Origin of the sequence: Microbacterium sp. Ag1, assembly GCF_001005635.1 — a bacterium.
In the GTDB taxonomy this organism is placed as follows: Bacteria; Actinomycetota; Actinomycetes; order Actinomycetales; family Microbacteriaceae; genus Microbacterium; species Microbacterium oxydans.
Genome location: NZ_LBCR01000022.1, coordinates 64,464 through 82,046, shown reverse-complemented (window position 1 = coordinate 82,046; position 17,583 = coordinate 64,464). Strand labels below are relative to the sequence as shown.

At 68.2% G+C, this 17,583-nt stretch carries 17 protein-coding genes; 5 read left to right on the top strand and 12 right to left on the bottom strand.

The features are described from left to right. The first annotated feature begins 157 nt into the window (after positions 1 to 157). Both AAY78_RS02785 and AAY78_RS02780 read left to right on the top strand, forming a co-directional pair. On the top strand, positions 158 to 637 hold the full coding sequence (locus AAY78_RS02785; RefSeq protein ID WP_046746841.1) for a winged helix-turn-helix transcriptional regulator: 480 nt from the start codon (positions 158 to 160) through the stop codon (positions 635 to 637). Beyond that, a complete protein-coding gene (locus AAY78_RS02780; protein ID WP_046746840.1) occupies positions 634 to 1,935 on the top strand; it encodes an MFS transporter in 1,302 nt (433 codons plus the stop codon). Before AAY78_RS02785 ends, AAY78_RS02780 begins: the two co-directional genes overlap by 4 nt. Before the next feature lie 78 nt (positions 1,936 to 2,013). Here the strand turns inward: AAY78_RS02780 and AAY78_RS02775 are convergent, their stop codons facing one another. The 5 genes from AAY78_RS02775 to AAY78_RS02755 all read right to left on the bottom strand — a co-directional run bounded on the left by AAY78_RS02775 (position 2,014) and on the right by AAY78_RS02755 (position 7,087). Continuing rightward, positions 2,014 to 2,742, bottom strand: coding sequence for an amino acid ABC transporter ATP-binding protein (locus AAY78_RS02775; RefSeq protein WP_046746839.1), 729 nt, complete (start codon positions 2,740 to 2,742; stop codon positions 2,014 to 2,016). Continuing rightward, positions 2,739 to 4,217 (bottom strand): amino acid ABC transporter substrate-binding protein/permease, encoded by a 1,479-nt coding sequence (locus AAY78_RS02770; RefSeq protein ID WP_052748617.1) that lies wholly within the window; start codon positions 4,215 to 4,217, stop codon positions 2,739 to 2,741. Before AAY78_RS02770 ends, AAY78_RS02775 begins: the two co-directional genes overlap by 4 nt. A 54-nt stretch (positions 4,218 to 4,271) precedes the next feature. After that, positions 4,272 to 4,826, bottom strand: coding sequence for a GNAT family N-acetyltransferase (locus AAY78_RS02765; protein ID WP_046746838.1), 555 nt, complete (start codon positions 4,824 to 4,826; stop codon positions 4,272 to 4,274). A gap of 66 nt (positions 4,827 to 4,892) precedes the next feature. After that, complete coding sequence (locus tag AAY78_RS02760) at positions 4,893 to 6,464, bottom strand: MFS transporter (RefSeq protein WP_046746837.1); 1,572 nt, start codon at positions 6,462 to 6,464, stop codon at positions 4,893 to 4,895. Further along, positions 6,461 to 7,087, bottom strand: a complete 627-nt coding sequence (locus AAY78_RS02755) for a PadR family transcriptional regulator (protein WP_046746836.1) — start codon at positions 7,085 to 7,087, stop codon at positions 6,461 to 6,463. Before AAY78_RS02755 ends, AAY78_RS02760 begins: the two co-directional genes overlap by 4 nt. 218 nt (positions 7,088 to 7,305) lie before the next feature. Between AAY78_RS02755 and AAY78_RS02750 the strand changes: the two genes are divergently transcribed. Continuing rightward, positions 7,306 to 8,184, top strand: a complete 879-nt coding sequence (locus tag AAY78_RS02750; RefSeq protein WP_046746835.1) for a phosphoribosylaminoimidazolesuccinocarboxamide synthase — start codon at positions 7,306 to 7,308, stop codon at positions 8,182 to 8,184. 18 nt (positions 8,185 to 8,202) lie between these two features. Here the strand turns inward: AAY78_RS02750 and AAY78_RS02745 are convergent, their stop codons facing one another. Further along, positions 8,203 to 8,598 carry a type II toxin-antitoxin system VapC family toxin gene (locus AAY78_RS02745; protein WP_046746834.1) on the bottom strand — a complete coding sequence of 132 codons (396 nt, stop codon included), beginning with the start codon at positions 8,596 to 8,598 and terminating at the stop codon, positions 8,203 to 8,205. Then, a complete protein-coding gene (locus AAY78_RS19865; RefSeq protein ID WP_045262550.1) occupies positions 8,595 to 8,858 on the bottom strand; it encodes a type II toxin-antitoxin system VapB family antitoxin in 264 nt (87 codons plus the stop codon). Before AAY78_RS19865 ends, AAY78_RS02745 begins: the two co-directional genes overlap by 4 nt. 111 nt (positions 8,859 to 8,969) lie before the next feature. Here AAY78_RS19865 and AAY78_RS02735 point away from each other — a divergent pair, with 111 nt between their 5' ends. Further along, positions 8,970 to 10,298 carry a uracil-xanthine permease family protein gene (locus AAY78_RS02735; protein ID WP_046746833.1) on the top strand — a complete coding sequence of 443 codons (1,329 nt, stop codon included), beginning with the start codon at positions 8,970 to 8,972 and terminating at the stop codon, positions 10,296 to 10,298. A 73-nt stretch (positions 10,299 to 10,371) separates the two neighbouring features. On the opposite strand, the gene AAY78_RS02730 is transcribed toward AAY78_RS02735, so the two are convergent. From AAY78_RS02730 to AAY78_RS02710, 5 genes are read right to left on the bottom strand one after another with little or no spacing between them, the layout of a single operon-like run. Beyond that, complete coding sequence (locus AAY78_RS02730) at positions 10,372 to 12,102, bottom strand: acetyl/propionyl/methylcrotonyl-CoA carboxylase subunit alpha (RefSeq protein WP_046746832.1); 1,731 nt, start codon at positions 12,100 to 12,102, stop codon at positions 10,372 to 10,374. Continuing rightward, positions 12,099 to 13,703 carry an urea amidolyase family protein gene (locus AAY78_RS02725; protein ID WP_046746831.1) on the bottom strand — a complete coding sequence of 535 codons (1,605 nt, stop codon included), beginning with the start codon at positions 13,701 to 13,703 and terminating at the stop codon, positions 12,099 to 12,101. The genes AAY78_RS02730 and AAY78_RS02725 overlap by 4 nt, the downstream gene beginning before the upstream one ends. Continuing rightward, positions 13,703 to 14,503: a putative hydro-lyase gene (locus AAY78_RS02720; RefSeq protein ID WP_046746830.1), complete on the bottom strand. Its 801-nt coding sequence runs from the start codon at positions 14,501 to 14,503 to the stop codon at positions 13,703 to 13,705. Before AAY78_RS02720 ends, AAY78_RS02725 begins: the two co-directional genes overlap by 1 nt. A gap of 1 nt (position 14,504) precedes the next feature. After that, positions 14,505 to 15,269, bottom strand: a complete 765-nt coding sequence (locus AAY78_RS02715) for a LamB/YcsF family protein (protein ID WP_046746829.1) — start codon at positions 15,267 to 15,269, stop codon at positions 14,505 to 14,507. Positions 15,270 to 15,273: 4 nt separating this feature from the next. Then, on the bottom strand, positions 15,274 to 16,551 hold the full coding sequence (locus AAY78_RS02710; protein ID WP_046746828.1) for an NRAMP family divalent metal transporter: 1,278 nt from the start codon (positions 16,549 to 16,551) through the stop codon (positions 15,274 to 15,276). 173 nt (positions 16,552 to 16,724) lie between these two features. On the opposite strand from AAY78_RS02710, the gene AAY78_RS02705 reads away from it, so the two are divergent. Next, entirely contained in the window at positions 16,725 to 17,363 is a 639-nt protein-coding gene (locus AAY78_RS02705) for a GntR family transcriptional regulator (RefSeq protein ID WP_046746827.1), read from the top strand. The last annotated feature ends 220 nt before the right edge of the window (positions 17,364 to 17,583 follow it).

Sequence of the window (17,583 nt, the reverse complement as noted above, 5' to 3'; positions counted from 1 at the left end):
CCCGTGCGCTCGGCGAGTGCACGGGGAGTCGGCGAGGCCCGAGGAGTCCGTGAGCGCACGAGGCGTAGGGCATGAAATCTGCCGAATACGGGGCGGATGACTGCCAACGTGCGTGAACGCGATTGACACTCGAAGCTTTCTTCAAGAAAGTTATCGCATGCCGCTCCGCTCCGACTGGTCGTCTGCGACCTGCCCCATCGCGCGCTCCGCCGACATCCTCGCCGACCCCTGGGTGCTGCTCATCCTGCGTGAGCTCTTCTCCGGACGCACTCGGTTCGACCAGCTGCGCGAAGCCACCGGCGCGGCCGACTCCGTGCTGTCCCGGCGACTCACGGCGATGAGCGAGGCAGGACTCGTCGAGCGTGAAGACCCCGCCGATGCGCGCAGCGGTTACCGCGTGACGGCCGCGGGGCATCAGACACTCCCGATCCTGCACGCCTACGCCCGGTTCTCCCGCGTCACCGACCCGGACGGCCCCTGGGGTCTTACGGTGAGCTGCGGTCGATGCGGCGAGATCTCGGATTCGGTCGATTGGTGCGTCACGTGCGCGGCACCCCTCGACGTCGACAGCACCCGCTGGGCGCGACGCAGCATGGGCGAGGAGCCGTTCGCCCTCCTCACCGGACGCGCGGCGTGACCGCCGAATCGCTCGACGGGCCGATCGAGGAACCCCTCGGCACTCGGCAGCGTCGATTCCACCCCGCGTGGACCGTGGCCCTCGTGGCTCTCATCGCCCTGATCGGCGCCGCCGGTTTCCGCGCAGCTCCCGGCGTGCTCATGGTGCCACTCGAGGAGGAGTTCGGCTGGAGCACCGCGGAGTTGTCGCTCGCCGTCTCCATCAATCTGCTGCTCTACGGACTCATCGCCCCGTTCGCCGCCGCCCTCATGCAGCGCTTCGGCATCCGCGCCGTCACGGTCGTCGCTCTCTTCGTGATCGGGGCGGGCTCAGCGCTGAGCATGTTCGTGGCGACCCCCGGCCAGCTCATCCTGACCTGGGGTGTGCTGATCGGACTCGGCACGGGCTCGATGGCGCTCGTGTTCGCGGCGACCATCACCGACACCTGGTTCGCCACCCGGCGCGGACTCGTCTCGGGCGTTCTGACCGCAGGCAGCGCGACAGGTCAGCTCATCTTCCTCCCCGTGATCGCGGCCGCTGCCGAGGACGTCGGTTGGCGCGGGGCGTCACTCATCATCGCGGGCGGAGCTCTCGCCGTCGTGCCCCTGGTCTGGATCTTCCTGCGCAACAGGCCGAGCGACCTCGGCGTCGCCCGCTACGGCGAGACCTCACTCGCGCCCTCCCCTGCACCCGTCCGTCGCGGCTCTGCCTGGGGCGCAGCGAAGCTCGCCCTCTCGACGCTGAGAGAAGCCGCGCGCACCAAGACCTTCTGGGCGCTGGCGATCGGCTTCGCGATCTGCGGAGCGACGACCAACGGACTGATCGGCACGCATTTCATCCCGAGCGCGCATGATCACGGGATGGCGACGACGACCGCAGCCGGGCTGCTGGCCGTCGTCGGCGTCTTCGACATCGTCGGCACCGTGTTCTCCGGCTGGCTGACCGACCGGGTGAACCCGCGCATCCTGCTCGCCGCCTACTACGCGCTGCGCGGGGTGAGCCTGCTCTTCCTGCCGAGCCTGCTCTCGGCGGAGGTGCAGCCGAGCATCATCGTCTTCATCGTGATCTACGGGCTCGACTGGGTCGCCACAGTGCCGCCGACGATCGCGCTCTGCCGCGAGGTCTTCGGCGACAAGGGTCCGCTCGTGTTCGGCTGGGTGTTCGCAGCGCACCAGATCGGCGCCGGCATCGCCTCGATCCTCGCCGGTGTCGTGCGCGACCACACCGGCCAGTACACGGTCGCGTGGTTCGCCGCCGCGGGTCTCTGCGCGGTCGCCGCCCTGGTCAGCGCGACCATCCGCAGGCATCCCGCACCCTGACCCTCGTTCGAATCGCGCAAATGGTTGCATCCCGGGGCGGAATGCAACCATTTGCGCGATTGGTGACGAGGAAGGGCGTCAGAGCACCTTGGAGAGGAAGTCCTTCAGACGCTCGTTCTTGGGGGCACCGAACAGCTCGGCGGGCGGGGCCTCCTCCACCACGACGCCGCCGTCCAGGAAGACCGTGCGGCCGGAGACCTCACGCGCGAAGCCCATCTCGTGCGTCACCAGCACCATGGTCATGCCGCCGGAGGCGAGGTCGCGGATGACCTGGAGCACCTCGCCGACCATCTCCGGGTCGAGCGCGCTCGTCGCCTCGTCGAACAGCATGATCTCGGGGTCCATCGCCAGCGCACGGGCGATCGCCACGCGCTGCTTCTGACCGCCGGAGAGGGATGCCGGCTTCGCGCCCGCCTTCTCCGACAGGCCGACACGCTCGAGGAGCGAGAGCGCCCGCTCCTTCGCCTCGGCCTTGGTCAGCTTGCCGCACTCGACCGGGGCGAGAGTGATGTTCTCGAGCACGGTCATGTGCGGGAAGAGGTTGAAGTGCTGGAACACCATGCCGATGCGCTGGCGCACCTCATCGAGCTTCACGCTCTTGTCCGTCAGGTCGACGCCATCGATGATGACGTGCCCCGACGTGGGCTCCTCGAGCTTGTTCAGGCAGCGCAGCAGCGTGGACTTCCCCGAGCCGGACGGGCCGATGACCGCGACGACCTCGCCATCCTCCACGGCCAGATCGATGCCCTTGAGCACCTCGTTGTCACCGAACGACTTGTGCAGGTCCTGCACCAGGATCTTGCTCATGCGTTGAACGTCCTCTCCAGGCGGTTCGCGAGCAGCGTCAGCAGCGTGATCACGACGAAGTAGATGATGGCGACGATCGTCAGCACCTGCGCCGACAGATACGTCGAGGCGATGATCTGGCGGGAGACGAACGTCAGCTCGGCGAGGCCGATGACGCTGATCAGCGACGTGTCCTTGAGGGTGATGATGCCCTGGTTGACGAACGAGGGCACCATGATGCGGAACGCCTGCGGGAGCACGACCTTCTGCATGGTCTTCCAGTGGCTCAGACCCAGCGAACGCGAGGCCTCGTTCTGGCCGGGGTCGACCGCCTGGATGCCACCGCGGATGATCTCGGTCATGTAGGCACCCGTGTTGAGCGAGAGCGTGATCGCTCCGGCGACGAACGGGTTGAAGGTGAGGCCGGGGAACAGCTGCGGGATCGCGAAGAACACGAAGAAGGCCTGGATGAGGATCGGAGTGCCGCGGAAGACGTACACGTAGGCGGTCGCGACCCAGCGGAACGGCGCGAACTTCGAGACCCGTCCGAAGCCGAAGATGAGCCCCAGGATGAACGCGGCCACGATGGCGACGATCGTCGCGAGGATCGTGAGCCACAGGCCCTCCATGAGAGCCGGCCAGTACTTCACCGCGACGGAGAAGATGTCGGTCGGCTGGGTGGACTCCTCGCCACCCGACAGGTAGGTGTCGACGATCTTGTCGTACTCCCCTGAAGCCTTCAGGTTCGCGAGCCCGGCGTTGAACATCTCGATCAGCTCGGGCTTCTGCCCCTTGTTGACCGCGAATCCGTACTCGCCGCCGAGCTCGGGCTCACCCACGAGGCGGAAGCCGGAGCCCTGCTGGATGCCGTAGGCCAGCACCGGGAAGTCCTCGAAGTAGCCGACCGCCTGGCCGGCCTTCACCGCGTCGACCATGTCGGTCGTGTCCTGGTAGGGGGTGACCTTGAACCCGTACTCGTCCTTGTTCTCGTCGGCGAAGGTCTGCCCCTGCGTACCGGTCTTGACCGCGACGGCCTTGCCGTCGAGGTCGTCGAGCGACGTGATGTCGCTCGACTCGAGCACGCCGAGCTGGATGCCGCTGGTGAAGTAGGGCTCGCTGAAGTCGAACGTCTTCTGCCGCTCCTCGGTGATCGACATGCCGGCCATGACCGCATCGACCTGGTTCGACTGCAGCGCCTGGACGGCGGCGTCGAATCCGAGCTGGCGGATCTCGACCTCGAAACCCTGGTCCTTCGCGATCGCTCGGAGCAGGTCCATGTCGATGCCGACGAGGTCGCCGTCGGCATTCGTGAACTCGAACGGCGCGAACGTCGTGTCGGTGCCGATGACGTACTTGTCGCCGTCATTCGCTGCGGCGGCGGGGGCGGCACCGGCGAGGAGCGCCCCGACGCCGACGAAGGCGACGAGTGCGGCTGCGCCGGCGGTGCGCACCGATCGGCGCAGACGGCCAGCCGCGGTGGATGGATTTCGGATCACGACGTGTGCTCCTCGGGTCGACAGCAGCGACCGGACGACCGCCGAGGAACTACCCTAGCTCGCGGCGAGTCGGGTGCCCGAAACGTCGATCCAATACCGGCGGACGAGCGGCTGCCCCGCCTGCGGTGCCTCGATCACGTCTTCGAGCTCGCCACCGGCTCCCTCGATGGTGCGGATGGACCCGACGTTGTCGTCGTCACAGGTGAGCATGACCCGTTCGTAGCCCTCCTCCTTCGCCTGGCGGAGCACCTGCCGCATCGCCTCGCGGACGATCCCTTCGCGGCGACGGGAAGGGATCACCGAATAACCGATGTGGCCGCCGAAACGGCGCAGGTAGTCGTTGAGCTCTCGGCGGAAGGAGAGGAAGCCGACCACCTGATCGCCCTCGGTGATCCAGTAGTAGTCGCAGGGCACGTGCCCCTCCGGGAGCACCGCGCCAGGTGTGGCGTAGAGCTCTGCACGCTCGACGAACGCCTCGAAAGCGGCCCGGTCCGGCACGAAGCCCTTCTCGAGACCGCCCCCGTCGACGTGTCCACCCTCGAACTCGGCCACTGCGGCGGCCCAGGAGTCGAAGAGGTCGATGTTCGGTCGAGAGAGTGCGATCGTCATCGCCCGATGACACCAGAAAGGGGCCGCGTCCGCAAACCGACGGACACGGCCCCTCCCCTGGTTCGACTACTCGGTGCGCGCGGATGCGGGCGCTGCCGCCTCCGTCTTGTCGTACCGACCGAGGAACAGCGAGGCGATGAGCGCGACCGCCATGACGCACGCCGGCAGCAGGATCGCCTGCGACATCCCCGCAGCGAACCCGTCCGCCACCTGCGGCGGCAGTGCACCCCCGGTGGAGATGCCCGCCGGTGCGTCAGCGAGCCCCGGAAGGTTCGCTTCGAGACGGGACTGCATGAACGCGGCGATGGAGGCCGACCCGATCACCGATCCGATGGTCCTGGTGGTGTTGTAGATGCCGGCACCTGCACCCGCCTGGCGCGGGGGCAGCTTGCGCGTCGCGGTAGTGGCGAGCGGACCCCACATGCCGGCGTTGCCGATACCCATCAGCGCCGAGGGCAGCAGGAACATCCAGATCGGGGTGTCCATGTTGATCAGAGCGGAGTACCAGATCAACGCGGCGGCGACGCAGAGCAGCCCGGGGATGAGGATGATGCGCGGGTCCACGCGGTCGAGGATCTTGCCCGCGACCGGAGCGAGCACTCCCGACAGCACCGCCATCGGGATGAGGAGCAGCGCCGCCTCCGTCGGGGTGAGCCCCCGCGCGGTCTGCAGGAAGAACATCATCGGCAGCGACATGCTCGTCACCGTGAAGCCCACGGCGGCGATGGCCACGTTCGCCCCGGAGAAGTTGCGGTCGCGGAACAGTTCGAGCGGAACGAGAGGTTCACTGCGTGTCTTCGCCTGCTGGAAGATGAACAACCCGAGCACGACGAGTCCGGCGATGATCAGACTCCACACCGAGATCGGGCCCCAGATCACGCCCCAGTCGAATTTCTCGCCTTCCTGGAGTCCGAACACGATGAGGAACAGCGCCACGGCGCTGAGCACCACACCCACGATGTCGAAGCGGTGCGGGTGCGTGGCCAGCTTCGGGACCAGACGCCAAGCGAGCACGAAGGCGACGATGCCGACCGGGATGTTCACGAAGAAGATCCACTCCCAGCCGAAGCCGTCCACGAGCAGACCACCCACGAGCGGACCGACGAGCGTGGCGACACCGGCGGTCGCACCCCACAGGCCCATCGCCGCGCCTCGACGTTCGGGCGGGAAGGTGCGGGTGATCACGGCCATGGTCTGCGGGGTCATGAACGCGGCGCCGAGACCCTGCACGGCACGTGCGGCGATGAGCATCTCGAGCGAATCGGACAGCCCGCACCACAGCGAGGCGAGGGTGAACACCGCGAGGCCGATGAGGTAGATGTTCTTCGGGCCGAAGCGGTCACCCAGGCGCCCGGTGATCAACAGCGGCACCGCATACGCGAGCAGGTAGGCGCTCGTGACCCACACGACGTTGTCGAGGTTGTTCGTGTTGGGGTCGAGGGCGGCCTTGATCGCCGGGTTCGCGACCGAGACGATCGTGGTGTCGACCAGGATCATGAAGAAGCCGATGACCAGCGCCCAGAGGGCGGGCCAGGGGCTCGCGGGCTTGTGCCCGACCGAGTAGGTACCGGTCGACGGACCGGAGGTGGAGGGCGCGGAGACCGGCGGGCGGTCTCCGTCGCGAGGGATATCTGTCATTGCTGTGCAGCCTTTCGCTGAGCGCGGTAGCGGTCTGAGTTCTGGAATGCCGTGGGACCCCACGGCAGGACGCGGGCTTCGAGACGATCGAGGAGGGAGTCGAGCCAGCGGAGCTCGGCCGCCAGCAGAGCTTCCTGACGCTCGATCTCGACCAGCACCTGCTCGGGCACGTGCTTCTCCCTCGCGTTGCCGAGCCCGTCGCGGTGGCGAGCGTGATCCTCGACGAGCGCGACGCGCCTCGCGCGCAGGAGGTCCATGACCTCCGGGCGCTCGAGGTTGTGCGCCTCGGCGAGCGCGATGCGGAAGTCGGCCGGGTGATCGATGCGGGGCAGCTCACGCTGCACCCACGTCACGACGGCCTCACGTCCGGTCTCCGTCAAGGAGTAGGTCGTCCGCTCGGGCCGATTTCCCTCGCGGTCGATGCCGAGTTCGTCGATCAGGCCGGCGCGGTGCAGCCGGGACACCGTGTGGTACAGCGTCCCGTTGGTGATCGTGAGCAGGCGATCGTCATGGCGCGCCCGCATGAGACGCACCATCTCATAGGGGTGCATGTCGCCTTCGCGCAGCAGCGCGAGCACCATCACCCCCATGGGAGTGAGCCGGTCGACCGCATCCTTCTTCATGTCCCACCTCAAATAGTCCATGTGGACTATACGCCCATTTCCGCCCCTTGAACAGACGGGGTCGAACTTCTCACCGAGACCCATGCTCTCCGTCGAGACCCATGCTCTCCGTCGAGACCCACGCCCCCCGGCGTGTGCGGGGATGGGTGTCGGCGCGGAGCATGGGTCGCGAAGGAGCGCGGGCGAGAGCATCGCGAGGGAACCGGGATAATGGGCGGGTGAGCACACCTTCAGAAGGCACGGCACAGAGCATTCCCGGCTGGCGGCACATCTACTCGGGCAAGGTCCGCGACCTGTACGCCTCCGAGGATCCGGCGGATACGCGCATCCTCGTCGTCGCCTCCGACCGGGTGAGCGCCTTCGACTTCGTCCTCTCCCCCGGTATCACCGACAAGGGCGCCCTGCTGACGCGACTGAGCCGCTGGTGGTTCGCGCAGCTCTCCGACTTCCCCAACCACATCGCCGAGGGCGAGCTGCCAGAGGCCGTGGCGGATCGCGCGATGCTCGCCCAGTCGCTCGAGATGCTGCCGATCGAGTGCGTCGTACGCGGTTACATCACCGGTTCCGGATGGGCGGAGTATCGGGAGAGCGGGACGGTGTGCGGCATCCCGCTGCCGGCCGGCCTGCAGAACGGCGACCGACTGCCCGAACCTCTCTTCACTCCGGCCTACAAGGCCCCGATGGGCGAACACGATGAGAACATCACGTTCGAGCGCGCGGTCGAGCTCGTCGGCCCCGAGCGCGCGGCCGACCTGCGCGACATCTCCCTTGCCATCTACACGGCTGCGGCCGCCATCGCCGAGGAGAAGGGTCTGATCCTCGCCGACACCAAGTTCGAGTTCGGCACGGACGCCGACGGCACGCTGCGCCTGGCCGACGAGGTGCTCACGAGCGATTCGTCCCGCTACTGGGATGCCGAGGCCTGGCGCACCGGCACGACACCGAGCGCGCGGATGGCGAGCTTCGACAAGCAGATCGTGCGCGACTGGCTCGCCGCCAACTGGGACCAGGAGGGCGAGCCACCCCTGCTCCCGGACGACGTGGTCGAGCGCACCGCCGACCGCTACCGCGAGCTGATCGAGCGCCTCGGCGCCTGACGCTTCAGGCCTGACGACTCAGCTCAGCTCCACCCGGCGCACGTCTGTGTGGATGAAGTCGTCACCCTTGAAGAGCAGAGGCTCGTCGCGACTGATCGCGAGCGCATAAGAGAAGCAGTCGCCGTAGTTCAGCCGAGCCGCGCTCCCGGAACCGCGTCCGAATCTGACGTACGCCCTGGCCGCCAGACGCGCCTGGGCCTCGTCGAGCGGAACGACGGTCGCACCCGTCGCTTCCAGAAGCTCGTCCAGCGCGAGCACCTTCGCCTCGCCTCCCTTGCCGCGGAGCACGATCATGCACTCCGTGAGCGTGGCCGCGGACAGTGAGAAGGGGCCCTCCTCCAACAGTTCGCTCATCTCGGCAGCTTCGGGCTCAGCCATCAAGACAGCCACGAGGGCCGAGGAATCGACGATCAACGCGGCATACCCGTCTCGTCGTAGAGCTCGTCCATGATCTCCTCGGTCGTGCGTCCGGTGGAGGGAATCTGCTGCGCCCGGCGGATCACCGCACGGATACGGCGACGGCGCTCCTCTTCTTCGCCCGAGCGTTGCTCCTCCAACTCGGCGAGGCGCCGCCGAACGGCATCTTCCACCGCACTGGTCTGACTCTGCCCGGTGAGCGCCGCGAGCCGGCGCACCAGCTCATGCGTCGTCTCGTTCTTGATGTTCAGACTCATGTCTACCATTCTACCTCGCCGTCTACCATGGTAGAAGACGTTCAGTGAAAACTCAGGAATCGGTAGTGTTGCTCCGGCACTCCTGCCATCCCCCGAACCTGAGGAGCCCGCATGGCCCTGTGGAAGCTGCACGGAAACGGCCGCACGGTCGAGCCCGGCGCCGTCGTCCGTCCCGACGAGCGCCTGAACTGGCCCGCGACGATCGCGATCGGACTCCAGCATGTCGTGGCGATGTTCGGGGCCACGTTCCTGGTGCCGATCATCACCGGGTTCCCGGTCGCCACCACGCTTCTCTTCAGCGGTGTGGGAACGATCCTGTTCCTGCTGGTCACACGCAACAAGCTGCCCAGCTACCTCGGTTCGTCGTTCGCCTTCATCGCGCCCGTGACCGCCGCCACCGCCTCCGCGAACATGGGCACGGCCCTGGCCGGGATCGTCGCGGTCGGCATACTGCTGGCGATCATCGGGGTCGTGGTGCACACGGTCGGGGTGAAGTGGGTCGACCGCTTCCTGCCGCCGGTCCTCGCCGGCACGATCGTCGCCCTCATCGGGTTCAACCTCGCCGGTGCCGCGCACAACAACTACGCGGCAGCGCCCGTGACGGCGACTTTCACGCTCGCCATCACCATCCTCTTCGCCGTCGTCTTCCGCGGCTTCCTCGGCCGCATCTCGATCTTCCTCGGCGTCATCGCGGGGTACATCTTCGCGGCGTTCCGGGGAGAACTCGACTTCTCGGCCGTCGAGAAGGCCGACTGGGTGGGACTTCCCACCTTCCACTTCCCGAACTTCACCGAGCCCGGCACTCTCACTGCGCTCGCGATGTTCCTTCCCGTGGTCCTGGTCCTGATCGCCGAGAACGTCGGACACGTGCGCGGCGTCGCGACCATGACGGGTGACACGACCGTGAACCAGCAGACCGGCAAGGCCCTGATCGCAGACGGCGTCTCCACCACGCTCGCGGGATTCTTCGGCGGTTCGGGCACGACGACCTACGGCGAGAACATCGGCGTGATGGCATCCACCCGCGTCTACTCGACCGCCGCGTACTGGGTGGCCGGCGCGGCCGCGATCCTCCTCAGCCTCTCCCCCAAGTTCGGCGAGGTCATCAACTCGGTGCCCGCGGGAGTGCTCGGCGGCGTGACCACGGCGCTCTACGGCCTGATCGGCGTCATCGGCATCAAGATCTGGGTCGACAACCGGGTCGACTTCTCGCGCCCGGTCAACCAGTACACGGCAGCTGTCGCGCTGATCATGGCCGTCGGAGGCTTCATGATCAAGGACGAGGCATCCGGCTTCGAGTTGGGCGGCATCGTCATCGCCACCGTCGCTGCGATCCTGATCTACCACCTGGGCAACCTCATCGCCCGCCTGCGCAAGACAGGCGCCGACGACCCCAAGCCCTTGGAGGCGGTCGGTCCGCTCGGCGGCGATCCCGAGTAAGCCAGCCCCACAGACGACGATCCCGGATGCCTCTCCTGAGGCATCCGGGATCTCTGCGTTCGCCGTGGAGCGCTCAGCCGATGGCCCCGAGAACCTGATCCGCCGACACCATCTCCGCGACCTCAGCTCGGTAGGAAAGGGTCCCGGTCCGATGCGCGGTCACCGTGGTCTCCATCTTCATGGCGTCGAGCACCGCGACGGGTTCGCCCTCCGTGACCTCGGCGCCGTCGTCGACGAGCCACCGCACGAGAGTGCCGGGAACCGGCGAGCGCAGCTCACTCGGATCGGTCGTGGGTGCTGCGGCCGCAGGGTCGACGGGACGACCGAGGCCCGACAACAATCCGGCGGGGATCCCGAGCATCACACGTCGACCGTCGATCTCGACCGGGAAGCGCTGCAGCACGTCGTCCGGCACCGCTGCAGGTCGCGACTGAGTCTCGAGCTTCGGCAGCAGCGCCTTCTCGATCCACTGGGTGTGCACCGCGAAGGTCGCCGTGGCGAACGCCTGCTCGTCGAGCGCCATCACGTCGAACGGGATGACGGTGGCCGGTCCATCGACCGTGAGCTCCCGCAGCGCCCGCCGCGCGCGCACGATGGCGGCATCGCGGGAGTCGGCATGCACGATCAGCTTGGCGATCATCGAGTCGAAGGCCGATTGCACGACGTCGCCCTCCTCGATGCCGCTGTCCCAGCGCACGCCAGGGCCGCCGGGGATCCGCAGCCTCTCGACACGACCGGGGCTCGGCAGGAATCCGCGCCCGGGGTCTTCGGCGTTGATGCGGAACTCGAAGGCATGCCCGACGGGTGTGGGCGTCTCGACGAACGACGGTCCCTCCCCGAAGGCGATGCGGAACTGCTCGCACACGAGGTCGGTTCCGGTGACCTCTTCGGTGACCGGATGCTCCACTTGGAGCCGGGTGTTCACCTCGAGGAACGAGATGGTGCCGTCGGCCGCGAGCAGGAACTCCACGGTGCCGGCCCCGCGGTAGTTCACCTCAGCGCAGATCGACCGTGCCGCGTCGTGGAACCGCGCGCGCTGCTCGACGGAGAGCCCGGGAGCAGGCGCCTCCTCGATCAGCTTCTGATTGCGGCGCTGCATCGAGCAGTCGCGGTCGCCGACCACCACGACACCGCCGAGTCCGTCGCCGAGCACCTGCACCTCGATGTGGCGCGGGCTCTCGAGGAAGCGCTCCACGAAGCACTCTCCTCGGCCGAAAGCCGCGACCGCCTCGCGAGTGGCCGCGTCGAAGGCCTCCGCGACCTCGGAAAGCTCACGCACCACCTTGAGCCCGCGTCCGCCGCCGCCGAACGCGGCCTTGATCGCGATCGGGAGGCCATGTTCCTCGGCGAACGCCACCGCCTCCGCGGGCCCTGCCAGAGGCTCGTCGGTGCCGGCGGCGAGCGGTGCGCCGACCTGCTGGGCGATGCGGCGGGCCGTCATCTTGTCGCCGAGCGCGTCGATGCTCTCGGGGGTCGGTCCGATCCAGACCAGCCCCGCATCCTCCACGGCACGGGCGAAGCCCGCGCTCTCCGACCGGAATCCGTATCCGGGGTGCACGGCAGTCGCCCCTGACTGCCGCGCGGCCGCGAGCAGCGCGTCGACGGACAGGTACGTCTCGGCCGCCGTGGAGCCGCCCAGCCCCACGGCCTCGTCGGCCAGGCGCACGTGCAGGGCATCGACATCCTGATCCGCATAGACCGCGACCGAGGTGTATCCGGCTTCAGCGCAGGCACGGATCACACGAACCGCGATCTCTCCGCGATTCGCGATCAGCACCTTCTGCGTGGGTGACGCCGTGGTCATGAGGGCTCCTTGACGGTGAGACGAAGACGCACTCCCGGAGCCAGCTGACCCGCGAGGTCGAGGCTGCGATCCGTGAGCGCACCGATGATGGGGTATCCCCCGGTGAGCGGATGGTCGGGGAGGAACAGGACCGGCTGTCCGTCGGGCGGCACCTGGATCGCACCGGTGACGGCACCCTCGCTGGCGAGTTCGCCCACGCGCGCACGTTCCAGAGGCACCTCACCGTGCAGGCGGATGCCGACGCGATCGGACCGTGGCGTGACCGTCCACTCCTGGTCGGTGAGGGTGGCGAGTGCCGACGGCGTGAACCAGTCGTCGCGCGGACCGAGCGTGATCTCGAGCTCGATGAGTTCGCCGGGGGCCGGCAGATCGCGCGGAAGGGCATCGGGCTCGACGGGATGCACGCCGGCATCGCCGACCCGGATGACGGCACCGGCTCCGAGCCTTTCCGGGCCGAGACCGGCGAGCGTGTCCGCCGCGCGACTTCCCAGCGCCGGCGCCGCGTCCAGGCCCCCACGGACGGCGACGACGTAGCGCAGTCCGCGTTCGGGGTGCCCGAGAGTGAGGTGATCGCCGTCGACCGTGGCGAAGGGTTCACCGTGTGCGACAGAGCGCTCGCGCCCCTCGGCGTCCTGCAGGGTGAGCGCACCGAGAGCACCGGTGACCGCCGCGACACCGGCACCCCGGAACCGCAGGACCGTTCCCCCGACGCTCTCAAGCACCGCGGCATCGGTCGCGTTGCCCACAGCCCGGTTGGCATCGCGCATCGCCCGACGGTCGGCCACCCCCGATGCCGAGACCCCGAGCGCCGCATAGCCGGGGCGACCGGCATCCTGCACCAGCAGCTGCAGCGACGGGCGGACCACCTCGACCGCGGCATCAGTGCCGAAACCCAGACCGTCCGCAGCCGACGCCGCGTGTTGCGCCGCGACGCGCCCAGGCCGCGCCGGGTCATCTCCGTTTCGGCCTGGATGACCTTCTGCCAGCCGAGCGGTTTCCCGCACGGGCTCGAAGCGCACGGTCGCGCCGGGCGCCAGCAGCGCAGGCGGCGTGCGGTCGATGTCCCACATCACGGCATCCGTGCGACCGATCAGCTGCCATCCGCCCGGGCTCTCGCGGGGGTACACCCCGGTGAACTGTCCGGCGAGCGCGACCGAGCCGGCGGGCACGCGCGTACGCGGCGACGATCGGCGCGGCACGTCGAACAGCGGATCGCTGCTCACCACGTATCCGAAGCCGGGGGCGAACCCGGAGAACGCGACCCGCCAATCGGCAGCGAGATGCCTGTTGACGAGCTCTTCCGCCGACACGCCCAGCAGCGACGCCGCCTCGTCGAGGTCTTCACCGTCGTACCGCACGGGGATGACGGCATCGCCGGTCGCCGGGAGGTGCGCCGCATCGACCTCCGTCGCCTCCAGCACGGTGCTCAGATCATCCGCGGAGATGCGGACGGGGTCGAAACGCACCAGGACGGTCCTGGCGCCGGGGATGCGCTCGAGGACTCCGGGCAGTCCGTCCCAGGCGAGGTTCAGGCGCATCGCCTCGTCGAGGTCGGCCGCCTCGACGAGCAGGGCGTGATCGGATGCGGTGAGGATGCGCATCAGACGAGATACTCCGCATCGGGGACATCGGTGATGAACATGTAGCCCGGAGCGTGCGTGATGGCGAACGGCGGCTTCGAGGCCATGATCGCCGCCTGCGGAGTGACACCGCACGCCCAGAACACCGGGACCTCGCCGTCGCGCACCTCGGGGGCGTCACCGAAGTCCGGATGCGCCAGGTCGTCGATGCCGAGCGAGGCCGGGTCGCCGATGTGGACGGGAGCACCGTGCACAGCGGGAGTCCGCCCGGAGATCTGCACCGCGTCCGCCACCCGGGACGCGGGGATGGGGCGCATCGACACGACCATCTCGCCGCGCAGTCGTCCCGCGGGAGCGCACGCCGCATCGGTGCGGTACATCGGCACGTTGCGTCCGAGCTCCTGATGCCGGATCGGGATGCCGGCCTGCACGAGCCCGGATTCGAAGGTGAAGCTGCATCCGATGAGGAAGGCGACCAGATCAGGGTGCTCGGCCCAGGCCGCTCTCGCGTCGCCGACCTCCTCCGCCAGCTCGCCGTCGCGCCAGACGCGATACCGGCCGATGTCGGTGCGGATGTCGCTGCCGGGCGCGAGCCGAGACTCCACCTGACCCTGCTCGATGACCTCCAGCACGGGGCACGGCTTCGGGTTGCGCTGGGCGAACAGCAGCGTCTCGAAAGCCCAGTCGGCCGGCACCGCGATCAGGTTCGCCTGCGTCAGCCCGACCGCGACGCCACTGGTCGGCTCGGCATGCCCGGCACGGATGGCGGCCCGAGCTCTGCGAGCATCGGCGAGCTGAGCGGCGGAGGCGAGGACGGACACGTCAGGCTCCCGCGAACGGGGCGATCGTGATGCCCGCATCCTGCAGCATCCGTCTGGTCTCCGCCGCCATGGCCACCGAGCCGGGACTGTCGCCGTGCACGCAGATCGACTGCGCGACCACGGGTACATCGGTGCCGTCGATCGCGCGGATCACGCCGTCGGCGGCGAGGCGCACCATGCGCTCGGCGACTTCGGCGGGGTCGTGCAGCACGGCCCCCTCCTCGGCGCGGGAGACGAGCTGGCCGTCCGGCTGATAGGCGCGATCGGCGAAGGCCTCGGCCGCGACCTCGAGTCCTGCACGCTGGGCGACGCCGAGCACGACACCACCGGAGAGCCCCAGCAGCACGAGCTTCGGGTCGATCGCCCTGATGGCCGCGACGACATCCTTCGCCTGCCGTTCGTCACGCGCGATCGTGTTGTACAGCGCGCCGTGAGGCTTGACGTACGACACCCTGCCGCCGACCGCCGAGGCCAGACCCATGAGCGCACCGAGCTGGTACTCGACGTGCGCCTGCAGCGCGGCCGAGTCGATGTCGACCTTCGTCCGTCCGAAGTTCTCGTAGTCACGGTAGCCGGGGTGCGCACCGATCACGACGCCGCCCTGCACCGCGGCCGCGAGCGTCTCTCGGATGCCCTCCGGGCTCCCGGCGTGGAAGCCGCACGACACGTTCGCGCTCGTGACCAGCCGCAGCATGCTCTCGTCGTCGCTGACGATCCGGTCGGCGACGTTCTCGCCGAGGTCCGAGTTCAGGTCGATCGACGTCATGCGATCACGCTCCGATTCCGAGGAAGGCGAAGATGGGACCGATCGACACGATCCCCATGTACCAGGTGAGCAGCGTCACGAGCGTACCGGCGACGAGCAGCCACATCGGGTACTTCTTCGAGCCGAGCAGATCGCGCCGGAACCAGCCGATGTACATGAACACCGTGAGTCCGATCGGCAGGATCAGGCCGTTGAAGCCGCCGACGAAGACGAGGATCGCCGCCGGGGCCGTGCCGATCGACAGGTACACCGCCAGAGACACGACGATGAACGCGACGGTCGCGAGCTGCAGCGGCCATCCGCCCTTGAGCTTCTTCGTGAACGTGGAGAGGAAGGTCGCAGAGGTGTACGCGGCGCCGATGACCGAGCTGATCGCCGCGGCCCAGAAGATCGCACCGAAGATGCGCAGGCCTGCGTCGCCGAGCACCGCGCCGAACGCCTGACCGGCCGGGTTCGCACCCTGACCAGAGAGGTCGAGGGTGACGCCGGAGGCCACGACGCCGAGGATCGCGAGGAACAGCACGTAGCGCATGATGCCCGTCACGAGGATGCCGTTGGTCGCCGCGCGCATCACGGGGCCGGCGTGCTCCGGACCCGTGTGACCCGAGTCGAGGTAGCGGTGGGCGCCGGAGTAGGTGATGTATCCGCCGACGGTTCCGCCGACGATCGTGGTGATGGTGGCGAAGTTGAGCTCATCGGGCACGAAGGTCTGACGCAGCGCCTCGCCGATCGGCGGCTGCGCGATCACGGCCACGACCACGGTCATGACGATCATGCCGATGCCGAGCACCACGAGCACGACGTCCATCACGGGGCCGGCCTTCTTCACGAGGAAGATGATGATCGCGAGGACTGCGGTGATGATCCCGCCGAGCTTCGCGTCGATCCCGAGCAGCGCGTTCAGGCCGAGACCTCCACCGGCGATGTTCCCGATGTTGAAGGCCAACCCGCCGATCACGACGAGCACCGCGATCAGATGCCCGGAGAACGGGATGGCGCTGTTGGCGAGTTCACCCGCGCGCTTTCCGGAAGAGGTGATCATGCGCCAGATGTTCAGCTGCACCGCGATGTCGACGAGGATCGAGACGAGGATCGCGAACGCGAACGCCGCGCCCATCGTCGCCGTGAACGTGGCGGTCTGCGTGATGAAGCCGGGACCGATGGCACTGGTGGCCATGAGGAAGATCGCGCCGATGACGGCGCTGCGCCCGGCGCGCTTCTTCGCGGAGGAGAGGCGGGCTTCGTCTTCCGGCGAGAGGGAGGCAGTGGTCTGCTCAGACATGGAGGGGGATTCCCATCGTCGTTGGTGGGTGTCGGGTGACCCCCAGTGTAGAACGGATAGAACCCGATTGTTCAACAATCATGTTACGGCCGCGCTACAGAACGGTTGCCGTCGTGTGATTTCCGGCACCCGATCGGCGACGACCCCCGTGAACCGACGCCTACGATGAAGGCATGAACCAGCAGGGTCCGCTCGCCGACGTGCTCCGTCAGCGCATCATCGACGGCGACTTCGCGCCGGGGTCCCGCCTTTCGGAGTCTGCCCTCGCCGAGCAGTTCGACGTCTCGCGCAACACCCTTCGCGAAGCGTTCCGCGTCCTCGCGGAGCAGGGCCTCGTCGAGCACATCCCGCACCGTGGCGTCTCGGTGGCCTCCCCCACCATCGCCGACGTGATCGACATCTACCGCGCCCGCCGCGTGATCGAATGCACGGCCCTGCGCCAGTCGGAGCCGGAGCACCCCGCCGTACAGCTCATGCACGACGCCCTCGCCGAGGCCGAGGAGCAGCTGCCGCACGAGGACTGGCGGCGCATCGGCAGCGCCAACATGGCCTTCCATGATGCGATCGTGGCCCTCGCCGACAGCGCGCGCCTGGCCCGCACCTACCGCGACGTCGCCGCCGAACTGCGGCTCGTCTTCCTCGAGATCGACGAGCCGCGGTCCCTGCATGAGCCATTCGTCCGTCGGAACCGTGCGGTGCTCACAACCCTCCTCGAGAGGGGTCCCGAGGCGGCCGCGGAAGAGCTGGAGCGATACCTCACGGCATCCGAACGGAGCGTGCTCGGCGCCTTCGCCCGCATGGGTCATGCCTGACCCCTGACCTCTCGCGGCTCCTGGCAGCACCTTCGACCAGAACAGTGTTCGGTATTTCTGACCTGAGTGCATAAATCTGTGAACGTGCCGGGAAATGTCTTGCCATCCCGTGAAAGCGGTGCTTACCGTGAGCGGACTTCGGCGGATCGGGACGCAGAGCTGCTCCCCTGTCCACCCGGAGGCCGCGTACCGAGGGGGTGCGCGGAATCGTTCAGATCGA